Source organism: Bacillus sp. MBGLi79 (genome assembly GCF_002953915.1).
In genome coordinates this window covers 4,425,475-4,440,641 of record NZ_CP026521.1, presented here as the reverse complement: position 1 = coordinate 4,440,641, position 15,167 = coordinate 4,425,475, and the positions used below count along the sequence as shown (strand labels likewise).

Annotated in this window: 15 protein-coding genes, 4 pseudogenes and 3 other annotated features; of the genes and pseudogenes, 14 read left to right on the top strand and 5 right to left on the bottom strand. The window is 44.8% G+C overall.

Going from position 1 to position 15,167, the window contains the following annotated elements:
• The first annotated feature begins 47 nt into the window (after nt 1–47).
• Both ywfL and C1T29_RS22670 read left to right on the top strand, forming a co-directional pair.
• Nucleotides 48–893, top strand: a complete 846-nt coding sequence (gene ywfL, locus C1T29_RS22675) for an octanoyl-[GcvH]:protein N-octanoyltransferase (protein WP_103749244.1) — start codon at nt 48–50, stop codon at nt 891–893.
• Nucleotides 894–1,061: 168 nt separating this feature from the next.
• A complete protein-coding gene (locus C1T29_RS22670; protein ID WP_103749245.1) occupies nt 1,062–1,952 on the top strand; it encodes a carboxylate/amino acid/amine transporter in 891 nt (296 codons plus the stop codon).
• A 143-nt stretch (nt 1,953–2,095) separates the two neighbouring features.
• Here the strand turns inward: C1T29_RS22670 and rsfA are convergent, their stop codons facing one another.
• On the bottom strand, nt 2,096–2,875 hold the full coding sequence (rsfA, locus tag C1T29_RS22665; RefSeq protein ID WP_071581886.1) for a prespore-specific transcription regulator RsfA: 780 nt from the start codon (nt 2,873–2,875) through the stop codon (nt 2,096–2,098).
• Between the two features lie 213 nt (nt 2,876–3,088).
• Here rsfA and C1T29_RS22660 point away from each other — a divergent pair, with 213 nt between their 5' ends.
• The 7 genes from C1T29_RS22660 to C1T29_RS22630 all read left to right on the top strand — a co-directional run bounded on the left by C1T29_RS22660 (nt 3,089) and on the right by C1T29_RS22630 (nt 10,596).
• Nucleotides 3,089–3,313 (top strand): YuzB family protein, encoded by a 225-nt coding sequence (locus tag C1T29_RS22660; RefSeq protein WP_003222050.1) that lies wholly within the window; start codon nt 3,089–3,091, stop codon nt 3,311–3,313.
• Nucleotides 3,314–3,474: 161 nt separating this feature from the next.
• Nucleotides 3,475–4,776, top strand: coding sequence for an HD domain-containing protein (locus C1T29_RS22655; protein WP_014665786.1), 1,302 nt, complete (start codon nt 3,475–3,477; stop codon nt 4,774–4,776).
• 35 nt (nt 4,777–4,811) lie between these two features.
• Nucleotides 4,812–5,312, top strand: a complete 501-nt coding sequence (locus C1T29_RS22650) for a YwgA family protein (RefSeq protein WP_040081509.1) — start codon at nt 4,812–4,814, stop codon at nt 5,310–5,312.
• Between the two features lie 111 nt (nt 5,313–5,423).
• Nucleotides 5,424–5,894 (top strand): Rrf2 family transcriptional regulator, encoded by a 471-nt coding sequence (locus C1T29_RS22645; RefSeq protein WP_095431140.1) that lies wholly within the window; start codon nt 5,424–5,426, stop codon nt 5,892–5,894.
• Complete coding sequence (locus tag C1T29_RS22640; protein ID WP_095431141.1) at nt 5,891–7,291, top strand: MFS transporter; 1,401 nt, start codon at nt 5,891–5,893, stop codon at nt 7,289–7,291. Before C1T29_RS22645 ends, C1T29_RS22640 begins: the two co-directional genes overlap by 4 nt.
• Nucleotides 7,292–7,345: 54 nt before the next feature.
• Nucleotides 7,346–7,579 (top strand) — a binding site (T-box leader).
• A gap of 33 nt (nt 7,580–7,612) precedes the next feature.
• Nucleotides 7,613–7,834: a binding site (T-box leader), on the top strand.
• Between the two features lie 31 nt (nt 7,835–7,865).
• Nucleotides 7,866–8,087, top strand: a binding site (T-box leader).
• 53 nt (nt 8,088–8,140) lie between these two features.
• Nucleotides 8,141–10,057, top strand: a complete 1,917-nt coding sequence (thrS, locus tag C1T29_RS22635) for a threonine--tRNA ligase (protein WP_103749247.1) — start codon at nt 8,141–8,143, stop codon at nt 10,055–10,057.
• 119 nt (nt 10,058–10,176) lie between these two features.
• Complete coding sequence (locus tag C1T29_RS22630) at nt 10,177–10,596, top strand: MarR family transcriptional regulator (RefSeq protein WP_003242889.1); 420 nt, start codon at nt 10,177–10,179, stop codon at nt 10,594–10,596.
• A gap of 42 nt (nt 10,597–10,638) precedes the next feature.
• On the opposite strand, the gene C1T29_RS22625 is transcribed toward C1T29_RS22630, so the two are convergent.
• Nucleotides 10,639–10,827, bottom strand: a complete 189-nt coding sequence (locus tag C1T29_RS22625; protein WP_003222038.1) for a 2-hydroxymuconate tautomerase — start codon at nt 10,825–10,827, stop codon at nt 10,639–10,641.
• 108 nt (nt 10,828–10,935) lie between these two features.
• On the opposite strand from C1T29_RS22625, the gene C1T29_RS22620 reads away from it, so the two are divergent.
• From C1T29_RS22620 to C1T29_RS22610, 3 genes are all read left to right on the top strand, one after another.
• Nucleotides 10,936–11,595 carry a site-2 protease family protein gene (locus tag C1T29_RS22620; protein WP_014665778.1) on the top strand — a complete coding sequence of 220 codons (660 nt, stop codon included), beginning with the start codon at nt 10,936–10,938 and terminating at the stop codon, nt 11,593–11,595.
• Between the two features lie 13 nt (nt 11,596–11,608).
• Complete coding sequence (locus C1T29_RS22615) at nt 11,609–12,127, top strand: YwhD family protein (RefSeq protein ID WP_015714898.1); 519 nt, start codon at nt 11,609–11,611, stop codon at nt 12,125–12,127.
• A gap of 138 nt (nt 12,128–12,265) precedes the next feature.
• Nucleotides 12,266–12,496: a hypothetical protein gene (locus tag C1T29_RS22610; protein ID WP_103749248.1), complete on the top strand. Its 231-nt coding sequence runs from the start codon at nt 12,266–12,268 to the stop codon at nt 12,494–12,496.
• On the opposite strand, the pseudogene C1T29_RS22605 reads toward C1T29_RS22610, so the two are convergent.
• Nucleotides 12,470–13,023 (bottom strand): annotated as a pseudogene (locus C1T29_RS22605) (serine hydrolase domain-containing protein); the annotation flags it as partial. The gene C1T29_RS22610 and the pseudogene C1T29_RS22605 sit on opposite strands and share 27 nt — an antisense overlap.
• Nucleotides 13,024–13,260: 237 nt before the next feature.
• Between C1T29_RS22605 and bla the strand changes: the two are divergent.
• Nucleotides 13,261–14,199 (top strand): class A beta-lactamase, encoded by a 939-nt coding sequence (bla, locus tag C1T29_RS22600; RefSeq protein ID WP_103749372.1) that lies wholly within the window; start codon nt 13,261–13,263, stop codon nt 14,197–14,199.
• A 162-nt stretch (nt 14,200–14,361) separates the two neighbouring features.
• Here bla and C1T29_RS22595 read toward each other — a convergent pair.
• Nucleotides 14,362–14,571: pseudogene (locus C1T29_RS22595) on the bottom strand (serine hydrolase); the annotation flags it as partial.
• A gap of 181 nt (nt 14,572–14,752) precedes the next feature.
• On the opposite strand from C1T29_RS22595, the pseudogene C1T29_RS22590 reads away from it, so the two are divergent.
• Nucleotides 14,753–14,974: pseudogene (locus C1T29_RS22590) on the top strand (sensor domain-containing protein); the annotation flags it as partial.
• Here the strand turns inward: C1T29_RS22590 and C1T29_RS24955 are convergent.
• A pseudogene (locus C1T29_RS24955) lies at nt 14,971–15,167 on the bottom strand (hypothetical protein); the annotation flags it as partial. The pseudogenes C1T29_RS22590 and C1T29_RS24955 overlap by 4 nt on opposite strands.

The window sequence follows — 15,167 nt, the reverse complement described above, 5'->3', positions numbered from 1 at the left end:
TATAATAGTTTTTGTTCATAAGCCTAACATGAAAGGGTTTTACATAGATGGCAAACCAACCGATTGATTTACTGATGCAGCCGAAATGGAGAGTCATTGACCAATCCAGTCTCGGCCCTTTATTTGATGCGAAGCAATCCTTCGCAATGGATGATACGCTGTGCATGTCTGTCGGAAAAGGCGTGTCGCCGGCGACAGCGCGCTCATGGGTGCACCACGATACGATTGTCCTCGGGATACAGGATACACGCCTCCCATTTTTGCAGGAGGGCATTTCCTTGCTGGAGAGTGAAGGATACCGTGTGATCGTACGCAATTCCGGCGGTCTTGCTGTCGTATTGGATGAAGGTGTTTTAAATATCTCTCTCATATTCGAGGACGAAAAGAAAGGCATCGATATAGACAAAGGATATGAAGCGATGGTTGAGCTGATGAGACGAATGCTGAAACCGTACAACGCAAAGATCGAAGCCTATGAAATTGAAGGGTCTTATTGTCCCGGCAGCTATGATCTTAGCATAAATGGCAAAAAGTTCGCCGGCATCTCCCAGAGACGCGTTCGCGGCGGAGTCGCTGTTCAAATTTATCTCTGCGCGGATAAAAGCGGCAGTGAAAGGGCCGACTTGATCAGACGATTCTACAAAGCGGCGCTGAAGGATAAAGAAAATGATAAAAAAGGCGTCTATCCGGAAATACGTCCGGAAACGATGGCGTCCTTAAGTGAGCTTCTGCAAACAGACATCTCCGTACAAGATTTAATGTTCGCTTTACTGACAGAACTAAAAGCGTTAAGTACCCATCTATACGCAGCGGGACTGTCCATTGACGAGGAAATGGAATTTGAGAAAAACCTCGTCCGGATGGCTGAGCGGAATGCAAAGGTATTTGGGTGAACATTCTTCGCATGCCGGCTGTATATGCCGGCATGCATTTTTTATCTCAAGCGGCATTTTACCCCCAAAGATCTTATTTTCAGATAAATCCTTCTTACATACAGATAACCGTGACAAATAGAAAAACGATAAAATGACATCAGCATCCATATTAAAGGGGAGAGGCAGATGAAAGGGAATATTTACAGCCTTTTTGTATTGATTGCGGCTTTTTTCTGGGGAACCACGGGAACCGTTCAGGCGTTGGCTCCAGAAAGCGCCACACCGCTGGCATTTGGAGCGTTCAGGTTATTAATAGGAGGAAGCGCCATGCTGCTTGCGGTTTGGATCAGCCGGGAGCTTCACGTGAAAAATTGGTCATGGCCGCTCATATGTTTAGCCGTTGTTTGTATGGCATGTTACCAGCCGCTGTTTTTCACAGCTGTTAAAGAAACGGGAATTGCGGTGGGAACTGTGATTGCCATCGGCAGTGCGCCTATCATTGCCGGGAGCCTTGAGTGGGCCGTATTGAAGAAACGCCCGCGAAACTCCTGGTGGATTGCGACCGTGCTGGCTTTAGCGGGTTGCTGGCTTCTGTTTTCCGACAGTTCCAATGTTCGGATTGATGTGGGTGGTGTTCTTATGGCGCTTGGAGCAGGTGCTTCTTTTGCGGGCTATACGCTCATCAGTAAAGCGATGATGAAAACCCAGCCTCCGCGAGCGACTTCCGCCGTTGTCTTTATGATCAGCGCCATCTTGCTGACGCCGCTACTATGGCAGTCAGATATCTCGTGGATATTGACCCCTAGAGGACTGGGAACGAGCCTTTACATCGGGTTAATTGCAACATGTGCCGCATATTTTTTGTTTGCGAAAGGGCTTACCGGGGTTCCGGCCTCGGCGGCGGTCACGCTGTCTTTAGCCGAACCTCTGACTGCTTCATTGCTTGGCGTGTTTTTCATAGGAGAAATGCTTTCGCCTTCCTCGTGGATTGGCATTGCACTTATGATGCTGGGGCTTTTGGTCATTTCTGCTGCGCCTCGGAAACATAAAACGGCCGAGGCAGCTCACATGTCTTAATAGATTCACATAAGCTTGGCCTCATTTTACAAGAATAGCTGATCCGGCTGCAAAATGAGGAAATCCTTTTTTCTCAATAGAAAAGGGGATTTTGCACATGGCGAAAATCCCAAAACAGCCGCTCGTTTTGGGATTTCACTTTGTTATTCCGCTAACTTTTCTAAATTGCCGTTCCTGTCCATTTTGAAGGACGGAGAGGCATGTTCATCTTCTTCAAATAAAACTAGCTTTCTGGCTCTGTTCATAATTCTCACCAAGGTTTCATAATCTTCTTGGATCGTTTTTTGATCTTTTTCAAGCTTTTGAACTTCTGCCTCAAGCTGCTCCGTCTTGCTTTGCAACTCCTGGTTTTCTTTCTTTAAACGTTCATTTTCCATTTTTAATGCTGATGATTGCTCGTTATTGCCTTCGTAATTCTGCAGGAAGCGGATCACATCATTCATCGTCATCTCAGGCGCAGCTGCAGGCGTTTGAGGAGACAATAAGTGTGATAGACTAGCTAACTCTTCCTTAAAGCTTTCATCAACAAAAGGCATATGTTCGCCAGACATTAAAGGCTGCTGCTCATTTTCGGCAGATGGTGCATCCGTTTTGACTGGTTCCTCTGCAGCGGTTTCTTGAATGATTTCAGGATCAACGGCAGGAGGCTGATATAATAGTCTTTTTTTCGCAGGCTGCCCTTTTCCAAGCGCTCTCATCCGCTGTTTTCGCTGTTTCTTCGCAAGCTGAAGCGCTTTTTCATATTGATGGCGGACCACCGCGTTCCATCTGAATCCGCAGGCTGCGGATGTCCGGTTTAATTTATCGCCGACTTCTTCAAATGCATTCAATTGAGTGCTGCCCTCTCTCACATGCCGAAGCACTGTTTCAGCTAAAAGCAGATCGTTTTCCTCTGACCAAGCGTCTTGTCGTTGTTTTGTCATTTATCTCAACTCCCATTTTTCTTTTCATGGTATTAGAATGTCCAGGTTGGAAAATATTTATACAAATTGGCTGAAAGAATAGGAGATACGAAGGATGGAGCGGCTTGCAGGAACAGTCGAATCCTTGTAAAATGAAGAGTGATGTGATTTTTTTGAAACGTGATTTTAGGTTATTCACATAGATGAACATAGAAATGAAGGGAAGCGTACGTCATGGCTAATGAATTTCGAGTGTGTGATGATTGCCAAGCCACTAATATCAAAACATTGCTGCCGCGTTTGAAAGAAGTGGACCCGGACGCAAAGGTTGAGGTAGGATGCCAATCTTATTGCGGGCCCGGACGGAAAAAATCATTTGCTTTTGTGAACAATCGCCCGCTGTCAGCTCCGACAGAGGATGAGCTGATTGACAAAGTAAAAAAGAAAATAAAAAAGTAAAAACATATTTTTTCTTAGCCTCGGCCCTCAGGTCAGGCTTTTTTGCTTCACAAGATGTGTTTTTCATGAAGATGGAACAAATCGCCGGGCAAATTCAAGGATGTTTTCAAAGAATAGAGTCGATATAATAGAAACACGGCTAAAAAAAAGAGGGAATGACGATGGCGTATCCAAATGGAAAATTATCAGAAGAAAAAGTGTTTAAAGATCCGGTGCACCGCTATGTTCATGTTCGGGACAAGCTGATATGGGATTTGATCGGAACCCGTGAATTTCAGCGTCTCCGCAGAATTAAGCAGCTCGGCACGACCTATTTGACGTTCCATGGGGCTGAGCACAGCCGGTTCAACCATTCTCTCGGTGTCTATGAAATTGTCAGGAGAATGGTTGATGACGTCTTTAAAGGCCGCCCTGAATGGGATGACAGTGAGCGCGAACTCTGTTTGGCCGCGGCGCTGCTTCATGATCTCGGGCACGGGCCGTTCTCGCATTCATTTGAAAAGGTCTTTCACCTTGACCACGAAGATTTTACAAGAGGTATCATTTTGGGAGACACGGAGGTTAACCAGGTGCTCAGAAAGGTGAGCCCGGATTTCCCCCAGGATGTTGCTGAAGTCATTGCCAAAACATATAAAAACAAGCAAGTGGTCAGCCTCATTTCGAGTCAAATTGACGCAGACCGGATGGATTACCTGCAGCGTGACGCCTATTATACGGGCGTCAGCTACGGCCATTTTGATATGGAGCGGATTCTTCGGGTGATGCGGCCGCGCGAGGATCAGATCGTCATTAAAGAAAGCGGAATGCACGCTGTCGAAGACTATATCATGAGCCGTTACCAAATGTACTGGCAGGTCTACTTCCATCCTGTGACCAGAAGTGCAGAGGTCATTTTAACGAAGATTCTTCACAGGGCGAAGCAGCTGCATGATGAAGGCTATGTCTTCACTCACGCTCCGGTTCATTTTTATTCTATTTTTGAGGGGAAATTGACACTGGAGGATTATGTAAAGCTGGATGAATCTATTATTTTGTATTACTTCCAGGCCTGGGAGGATGAAGAAGACGCGATTTTATCCGACTTGTGCCGCAGATTCATTAACCGCCAGCTGTTCCAATACGTTGAATTCAATCCGAATGAAGAAATGTCGGCTTATTTTGAGCTGACGTCATTGTTCAAAGAGGCGGGGATCGATCCGAGCTATTATTTGGTCGTTGATTCTTCTTCAGATCTGCCATACGATTTTTACCGGCCGGGAGAGGAAGAGGAGCGTCTGCCGATCCATCTCTTGACGCAAAACGGCCAAATTAAAGAGCTGTCCAGGCAGTCGGCTATTGTGGAATCCATCTCCGGTAAACGGCGGACGGACCACAAGCTGTACTATCCAAAGGACTTGATTTGTGACGGCTCTAAACATCCGGAAGCGAAAATGAAAATCCGGCAGCTGCTGGGACTGACATAGAAATTGGAAAGAAGGAAAAAGGAGATGTCGGGAATTTGTTGAAAGAACATGCAAAACTGATGAAGGTGTTCTCGGATTCTGGAGAAATCATCGGGCGAAAGAAGCTGCAGAAAATGATTTATATCGCCAAGAAAATGCAGTTTCCTTTCTATGAGAAATATGATTTTCACTTTTACGGACCATATTCAGAGGAACTGACGCTCCAGATTGAAGAGCTGTGCAACCTTGGATTTCTGCATGAGGTGAAGGAAAAAAAGGGCGGCTACTTTCAATACCGGTATTCGCTTACTGAGACAGGCTCCGCATTTTTAGACCATGCTGATCTGAACATGCCGGATATGAAAGGCTATATCGACAGTGTAAACAGCCGTTCATCACGGTTTTTAGAGCTGGTTTCCACGATCCTTTACTTTGACGGGCTTGAGGATGAGGAAAAGAAAGAAAAAGTCTTTACAATCAAAAGCAAGCAAAAATATACAAATGAAGAATATGACGAAGCGCTTCAATACATAGAGGAACTGAAGCAGATTTGTTAAGGATACCAAGCAAAAGAAATGAACCGTTTCTTTTGCTTTTTTTATTGACAAAAGCCGCTAAGGGATCTATTGTGGATAATAGTTATCCATAATGAATCGGGAGTGTGTATGATGAAAATGAAATCCGGGATGGAGCAGGCGGTTTCTGTGTTGCTTTTACTGTCACGGCTGCCTGTACAGGCTTCTTTGACGTCAGAGGCAATAAGCCAGCGATTGCGCGTGTCTCCGTCTTATTTGAAGAAGCTGATGAGAACATTGGTTCAAGCAGGTTTGGCAGAATCCTTGCCAGGGACGAAGGGCGGTTTTACCCTAACGAAGCCTTTGGCGGACATTACGCTTTATGATATTTATCAAGCGGTCGAAGGCAGAGGTTCGATGTATCAGGGAAAAGGTCTGCTGCAATCTGTATTCGAGGGTGAAAACTGTGTGCTGGAGACAGTCATGGCGGAAATCGAGGATAAATGGGCCAATCTCATGAAAGAAGAGTCCTTGCAGCATGTCATGGACAGAGTAGGGGAATTGTATGATCTTGAAAAAATAGATGATTGGATAAACGAGCAAATGAAAGGGCAATTGCAATGAAAAACAGCGGATCTTTACACAAAACAGATTCATCAACAGGAATATCTGTACTGATCGTGCTCGCTCTGGGTTTTCTCATGGCTACTCTTGATGTAACCGTTGTGAATGTGGCGATGGCGGATATGAAAAACACTCTTTCAATGTCACTTTCAGGTGTAACGTGGGTTGTGGACGGGTACATTCTTACTTTTGCGTCACTTCTGCTGGCGGGCGGAGCCTTGGCCGACCGTTTCGGATCGAAGGCGATCTATATCCTGGGTTTAGCTGTTTTTGTTCTCGCCTCTTGTCTATGCGCTGCATCCTTTAATGGGCAGATGCTGATTGCCGGACGTCTTATACAGGGAATTGGCGCAGCCTTGTTTATGCCAAGCTCACTCAGTCTTTTGGCTGCCTCTTACCCTGATGAACGGGCGCGGGCGAGAATGTTTGGACTGTGGGCCGCGCTTGTTTCTGCTGCTTCAGCCCTTGGGCCTTTTATTGGGGGTATGCTGGTACAGTTGGCAGGCTGGCAGAGTATTTTTCTGATCAATGTGCCGTTGGGGGCTGCCGCGCTCATTTCAGCTTACCGAATTCTCAGCCGCGTCCCGGGAAAAACCGGCCGCGTGAACATCACCGGGCATCTGCTTGGCATGATGGCTCTCGGCTTTCTTTCCTATGCATTGATACAGGGGCCTTCAGCGGGCTGGCGCTCGCCCGTGATTCTTCTAGCATGTACTGCAGCGATTTTGACATTTGTGCTGTTTTTGCTGCGGGAAATTTCTGCGAAAACACCCATCCTGCCGGCGTCCTTATATAAAAACGGCCGTTTCTCAGCGGCCCAATTTATCGGGTTTTTGCTGAATTTTGCTCTTTTTGGCGGCATGTTTATGATGAGTCTTTTTTTGCAGGAAGCAGGAGGCGCAAACTCCTTCATGGCCGGAGTTGAGCTGCTGCCGATGATGGCGGTCTTCGTGATCGGCAATCTGCTGTTCGCCCGTCTGGCGAATCGATTTGAAGCCGGGCAGCTTATGTTTGTCTCAATGGCGGTCAGCTGTATCATTGCATTGCTGTTGTTTGTGCTGATTTCTCCGGATTTTCCTTATTGGCAGCTGGCGGTTTTGATGTCTGTCATGAACCTCTGTACCGGTATTACAGTTCCTGCCATGACAACTGTGATCATGCAGGCTGCCGGGCAAAGGCATGCGAACATTGCCGGTGCGGCGTTAAATGCAAACCGGCAAATCGGAGCTTTGGTCGGCGTAGCGATAACCGGGGTGATCATTCATCTGTCCGCCACTTGGTACGCCGGTGCCGGGTTTACATTTTTGATGATGGGGGCGGCGTACAGCCTCGCTGCATTGCTTGTATGGCTGTTTCTGGCTGCCCATAACGGGACTGCCGCGTCAGAAAAAATGTAAATCACTGATTGCGCTTTGTGGGAATATATAGTAAGATATAAAAAATTATTGAAACAACAGGCACTGATAAGGACATGAGATGCTTTTTACGGTTTCCAGAGAGGGAAGGACAGCTGAAATCTTCCTAACGCAGAGAAAGCAGCTTACCGCCTTTGAGCCGTATCGGGGAAAACAAGTATCTGATACCGTCATGCTGCGTTACAGCATCTTCAAGCCGATCACCATGTGTAATTGAATTGATCGGGAATTTGGGTGGAACCACGGATGATCAACACATTCGTCCCTTTTAGAGGGATGGGTGTGTTTTTTTTTATGAATTAAATACATGCAATGAAAAGGACATGAATGATAGTTACGGTTTTCAGAGAGGGAAGGAAAGGTGAGAGCTTCCCAGCTTAGGAGTATCATTTACCGCCTTTGAGCAGCATTGGGGAACTGAAGTATCCAATGCCGTCTATGCTGCGTTACAGCACCGAGCCGACAACATCGTGTTTGTCGGGAACTTGGGTGGAACCACGGGTTAATCACACACTCGTCCCTATCTGCGGGACGGGTGTGTTTTTTTATGAATTGAATATATGCGATGAAAAGGACATGAATGATTTTTACGGTTTTCAGAGAGGAAAGAAAAGGTGAGAGCTTCCCAGCTTAGGAATATCATTTACCGCCTTTGAGCAGCATTGGGGAACTAAAGTATCCAATGCCGTCTATGCTGCGTTACAGCACCGAGCCGACAACATCGTGTTTGTCGGGAACTTGGGTGGAACCACGGGTTAATCACACACTCGTCCCTATCTGCGGGACGGGTGTGTTTTTTTATATACAACAATGAATAAGGAGTGTTTTAAAATGAGTAAACATGTACACATTCAGCTTCCGGACGGACAGATCAAGGAATATCCGAAAGGCATCACAATCAAGGAAGCAGCTGGTTCGATCAGTTCCAGTCTGCAAAAGAAGGCGGCTGCAGGTCAGGTCAACGGCAAGCTTGTTGATCTCAGTTTCAAGCTGGAGGAGGATGCTGAGCTTTCGATTGTCACACTCGATTCACAAGAAGGCTTGCAGGTGCTTCGCCACACATCAGCGCACGTGCTGGCTCAAGCAGTAAAACGGCTGTACGGCGAAGTGTCATTGGGGGTAGGGCCTGTGATTGAAGACGGCTTCTACTATGACATGAAGCTGGAGAAAAGCTTGGGATCAGGAGACTTAGAGGCTATCGAAAAAGAAATGAAACACATTATAAATGAGAACCTTGAAATCAAACGTATAGAGGTTTCTTACGAAGAAGCTGAAGAGCTGTTTGCACAAAAAGACGAGCGCCTCAAGCTTGAGATTTTAAAGGATATTCCGCACGGGGAGGATATCACGCTGTACCAGCAAGGAGAATTCATTGACCTGTGCCGCGGGCCGCATCTTCCTTCTACAGGAATGATCAAGGCGTTCAAACTGACAAGAGTATCAGGCGCTTATTGGCGGGGAGACAGCAAAAATGAAGTCCTGCAGCGGGTGTACGGGGTTGCGTTTCAAAAGAAAAAAGATTTGGATGCGCACCTGCATATGCTGGAAGAAGCGGCAAAACGAGACCATCGCAAGCTCGGCAAACAGTTAGGGCTGTTTATGTTTTCTGAAGAAGCGCCTGGGATGCCGTTTTATTTGCCGAAAGGGCAGATTGTCCGCAATGAGCTGGAACGCTTCTCGCGTGAACTGCAAACAAATGCCGGCTACGATGAGGTGCGTACGCCGTTTATGATGAATCAGCGGTTATGGGAGCAGTCAGGCCATTGGGATCATTATCGCGACAATATGTACTTCTCAGAAGTAGATGATACAAGGTTTGCAATGAAGCCGATGAATTGTCCCGGCCATATGCTCATCTTTAAAAACAGCCTGTATTCTTATCGGGATCTGCCGATTCGCATGGCGGAATTCGGACAGGTGCATCGCCATGAATACAGCGGGGCTTTAAACGGAATGCTTCGCGTTCGGACGTTCTGTCAGGATGACGCCCATATTTTCGTTCGGGAGGATCAGATTGAGAGTGAGATCAAAGAAGCGATTCGGCTGATTGATGAGGTATATCGGACATTTGGTTTCGAGTATTCAGTTGAGCTTTCGACTCGCCCGGAGGATTCATTAGGCGATGACAGCCTTTGGGAAGCGTCGGAGCGTGCCTTAGCACGCGTCCTTGAGGAGCTTGGCCTCTCTTATGAGATCAATGAAGGCGATGGGGCGTTTTACGGGCCAAAAATTGATTTCCACATAAAAGATGCCCTAAAACGGAGCCACCAATGTGCGACAATTCAGCTTGATTTTCAAATGCCGGAAAAATTTGATTTAGCATATATCAACGAACACAATGAAAAGGTTCGTCCCGTTGTCATCCACAGAGCGGTTTTCGGCTCGATTGACCGTTTCTTCGGTATTTTGATTGAGCATTACGGCGGGGCTTTTCCAGTCTGGCTCGCACCGATCCAGGTTCAAATCATACCGGTTTCGCACGTACACTTGGATTATTGCAGAAAGGTGCAGGCGAAGCTGAAGCAGGCGGGGATAAGAGCCGGCATTGATGAGCGCAATGAGAAGCTCGGCTATAAAATCAGAGAATCGCAGATGCAGAAAATCCCGTACGTGCTGGTGCTTGGAGATCATGAGGAGCAGGAGAATGCGGTAAACGTCCGCCAATTCGGACATCAGCAGAATGAACACGTTTCTTTTCAGACATTCAAAGATAAGCTTGTGAAACAGGTGGAAAATCGAGGCATGTAGGATAAAAGCTGTGAATTCACATTTTGCTTTTTTGACTTTCCCTATTCGGAATCAGTAAAATAATAAGTAAATCATATCGTTCGTATGTTATGAATGCATCTCGAAATGGGGAAATTGACATGGACCATGACAAACTGGAAGCAAATTTGCTGGATCACGCACTTACAAAATATTTGAAAAGCACGAAGCAATTAGATGAAGCCACCGTTCCGAAACACGTGAATAATGTAAGAGGATTTATTCTGCGGATCATATACAGACATGGGAGCTGCACCATAAAGGATATTTTGAAGGAGGTCACACTGTCTCCCTCTGCCACGACTACAGCTCTGAATCATTTAGAGCAGGAAGGGTTTATTGAGAGATCCAGAAATAATAATGACCGCCGTACCGTATGGATTACGCTTTCTGAATCGGGCCGGGGAGCGGCTGAACAAATGATCGAAAACCGCCAGCAGCTGATTGACGGGATGTTTGAACGTTTAACAGCCGAAGAGAAGAAGACGTTCTTGGCGATTATTGCGAAGCTGGCTCAATAGAGATAGAAAAAGCCGGTGCGCGAAGCGCCGGCTTTATAGAGATTATTCCATATCGCTCAGGCGTTTGCCTGCAACGGCATAATGGTCTTTTCTCATTTCTTCTATAAAGACAACAATTTTTTCTTCAGAAGCGCCGGTTGTTTCCTTTACGGCTTCTGTTACTTTCTCAACAAGATTGCGCTTTTGCTCGTCTGTACGGCCTTCGAGCATTTTGACAGTTACGTATGGCATGTGTGCTGAATCCTCCTTTATCTCGTTTCCTCTCTTTAGAAAAAGAGGCTTCTTATAGTATACTGAATAAAGTAAATTCTTGCATTTTGAGAAAGAGGGATATCTCACTTGGACCGTTTTTTATATTATCCGTTATCTTTAATGCCATACCTCGTCATCACGCTAATTGTGTCGTTTACGATGCATGAGCTTGCCCATGCTTATGTCGCATACAAATTTGGTGACGATACGGCGAAAAAACAAGGAAGACTGACGCTGAATCCTATCAAGCACCTTGATCCGTTCGGTACCATTTTGATTTTGGTGGCCGGCTTTGGATGGGCGCGTCCCATTCCTGTTAATCGCCGCTTCTTTAAGAAACCACGGCTTGCCGGTGTGCTCGTATCTATAGCCGGGCCTGTCAGTAACCTGATTCTTGCCTTTATCGGTTTCTTTTTGTTAGTGTTGATGCATGCGTACGGAATGGAAATGCTTGCGGCATTCAGCACGGGATTGGATCAGTTTTTTTCTATTTGGATACAGCTGAATCTTGTCTTGTTTTTATTTAATCTGCTGCCGCTTCCTCCGCTCGATGGCTATCGAATTATCGAAGATCTCGTTCCGCCGGGCGTGCGTGCCAAAATGACGCAAGCGGAGAACTACGGCTTTATCGTGTTTTTGGTTTTGTTTGTGACACCGCTCGGATCTTACGTGCTGTGGCCGCTGCTTAATGCAGGAAGAGATTCGATTTTAAAGCTGTTTTCAGCGATATTTCAACCGCTTTTGTAGGAGGTAGAACTTCATGGAAGAAAAAAAGAAAAAATCAATCGGGTTTAATATTATCAAAAGTGATCCGACAGACGGACACGGCGGTTTTGGCGTAGGGGCACTCAGCCTTGATAACATTTCTCCCGTGTTCGTCGATGTAGAGGAAAAAGAAGCGTTCGTAGACATCGGCGCCATGCATGCCCGCAGCACCGTTGAAAAAGGAATTAAATTTCTCCCGAATAAAGAAGAAGTTCCGAACGGAAAACCATACTGGCTTGTGTGGGTGACGATTGACAGAAGAGAAGAGGGCCCTTATTACGCAGGGGTAACAGCCTGTGAAATGACGGTCGACAGAAGCATCAGAAGAGGCTACAAGTCACTGCCTGAGCATGTGAATCTGATGGATAAATCCATGAAACGGAAAATCATCGTTGATAAAATGGACGACAGCTCGAAGCGTGTACTAGGCGAATTTCTGAAAAAGCATGATCAGGGCCTATGGGACCGTTCCTCAGATGAGTTAAAAACGAGCCTGCTTCCGGAAGACAATTAATTTGTGAATTTTCTGTTAACTTTTAGAATATTTGTGATATTTTTCCTAAACATTGAGTAAACTGGTGATACAGAAATAGGACATGGAAAATCCCGAGCCGAAACAAGACTCGGGGTTTTTCATTTTTAGGGGGATATGATGTACGAAACCATTCGAGTCGGCGATTGGTTGATAAAAGCCGACGTGGAAGAAACGAGAAAGCAGTATGAGAAAGATATAAAGGATATGTGTGAATGCGGTAACTGTCTTAACTATTATGAGGCAGTGAATGAACTGCCGATTCAAAAGGATCAAGTATTAGAGATCTCGGTCTCATTCCGTCATATTCAAATCTGTATAGGATGCAATCCCGCTTGTATGATTCAATAGCTGACGAATGGTAATTTTGTTACCGTCATACCCATTACCCTGTACGATCCCCGGTAACCATTTTTCAACCGAATCATCAAGGTTTAATTGTTTCTCCTCAGCCAACTGCAGTATAACGGACGCTGTGAACGTCTTCGTGATGCTTCCAATACGAAATGAAAGGTTCGGTTCTACTGCGCGCGGTACCTCGTAACTCGCTGTCCCTGTTGCATAAGGCCAGCGTTTACCCTTCTTTAATCCGCCTGCTATGACACTTGGGATTTTTTAATTGGTTACTACCTGTTTGGTTTTCCCTGCAAACTCTGAGACTGAAATATTCTTGATATGTTTTTCTGCTCCTAGTACATTGATGTTTATCGAAATGACATGTTGACCATCTTCCGTTCCACCTGCAAAGTTAGTAAATCGGGAATACCACCACCATGCCCCCATACTTTGGTACCGTCCGGCAATTTTGTTGCATGTATGCTAAGCCCATACTTTCCTAACGGGGAATCAGCTGTACTAGTCATCATTTCCTTTTGCATGCCTATTTCTGTATCTGATGAATTACAACTATTTGCTCAAAAAATTCAAAGCTTCTTGTATGTAACATAAACCCCTTCTCTATGTAGGTTCTATTTTACCTTAAGGTTAAATTATTTTTTTAAAAGATATGGAACAATATTGTTATTTAGATTGTCTATTAAGTGTAATTTTAAAAACTGATGTTCAAATTCAATACAATTGTATCTAATTTAACATCCGTTTTAAATATTAAAAGTCTGAAGGGAATGATCATTTTGAAAAGTACAAGGATGCTAAAAATAGGGGTGTGTGTTGGCATACTAAGTTTAAGCCTTGCAAGCGTAAAATTCTTTATAGGTGAACCATTGCAAGTTGAAGCAAAAGAAAAAACAGAGCAAACCAATCATGCAAACCATGCGACTCATCGAGAGTTCGCTCAACTTGAGAAAAAGTTTGACGCTCGACTAGGTGTCTATGCTATCGACACTGGTACAAACCAGACAGTAACTTATCGACCTAATAAACGGTTTGCTTACGCATCTACCTACAAAGCTTTGGCGGCAGGAGCTGTATTACAGCAAAACTCAATTGACAAATTAAACGAGGTCATTACCTATACCAAAAATGACTTAGTTACGTATTCACCAGTCACAGAGAAACATGTGGACACTGGGATGACCCTTGGGGAAATTTGCGAGGCTGCTATTCGTTATAGTGATAACACTGCGGGGAACCTTTTATTCAAGAAACTAGACGGACCTAAAGGCTTTGAAAAAGCGCTTAGACAGATTGGTGATAACGTTACCGTGGCTAATCGCTTTGAGACGGATTTGAACGAAGCTATTCCGGGAGACATTCGTGATACAAGTACAGCAAAAACACTTGCTACCGATCTTAAGGCTTTCACAGTCGGAAATGCGCTCCCAGCTGACAAACGTAAAATTCTTACAGATTGGATGCGTGGAAATGCTACAGGAGACAAACTCATCCGCGCTGGCGTACCAAAAGACTGGGAAGTCGGTGATAAATCTGGAGCCGGTAGCTACGGAACACGAAATGATATCGCCATCATTTGGCCACCGAATAGAGCACCTATTATCATCGCAATTCTGTCCAGCCGAGATAAGAAAGATGCTACCTATGATAATGAACTGATTGCGCAGGCTGCCAAGGTTACAATTAATGCTCTCAAGTGATAATATCTCAGTTTCCTCATTCCTTTATCCAATGTTATCTAGAGGATAAAACTAGAAACCGATTCTTTTTAGTGTAAAGAGAATCGGTTTTTTGCATGCTTATCATTTCCATTATAAAAATAATAATCCACTATATTAGACGGAAGAAATCTGTTTTATATTTGGATCGCCGGTGGGACCATAAGGTATAGCCAGTCTTTTGAGAGGATCAGACGTAAAGCTCATACTTGTAGATTTCATATCTAATGGTTTAAAAATATTCTTTTCCATATATTTCGAGAAAGGGGAGCTAGTAACATTCTCTACTGCTAACCCTGTGAGCGCAAATGAGACGTTGTCATACGTATAAGCTTCTCCTGATGGCCGTACCACGTATGAACAGAGTGTAGCAAGCGCGGCGAGTCATAGTCGATAGTGAACTTTTGTCATTTTTATAAAGGGTAACAAAAATACAAACCATGACACTTTGACACTACCGTATGTGACAGAAAAATACTTAGAATCAAAAAGTAGCTTTTACCGCATTAGCAATGAATGAGGAGGAGAGATTTTAATGACGAAAGCATCAGCTCAAAAAACTTTGCAAGATTTCTATTTCTTGTTATTTACCTTTGCATCCGGATTCTTTTACTTTTGTTTCTATCTGGTCAGCATTACATTTGCATTAGTAATGACGGTTATCTTTTTTGGTATTCCCTTGTTAGCTTGGGTGCTACAAACAACTCACACGTTTGTTCAGTATGAACGCATTCAGACAAAGGTTTATACGGATATATAGATAGAGTTATTAAAATATCGAAGAAGTAAGGGCGTAACGATAAATACTAGCGGCGTTACATACAGTAAAATAGCGCATATAAGACTCATTATTCCGATAAAGAACTTCTGCAGCAGCCAAAAAATAGCCCTCCAGTTGCTATTATTAAAGATTGTATCGCTCGCTTTAATCCATTTATCTCCCACCTTTC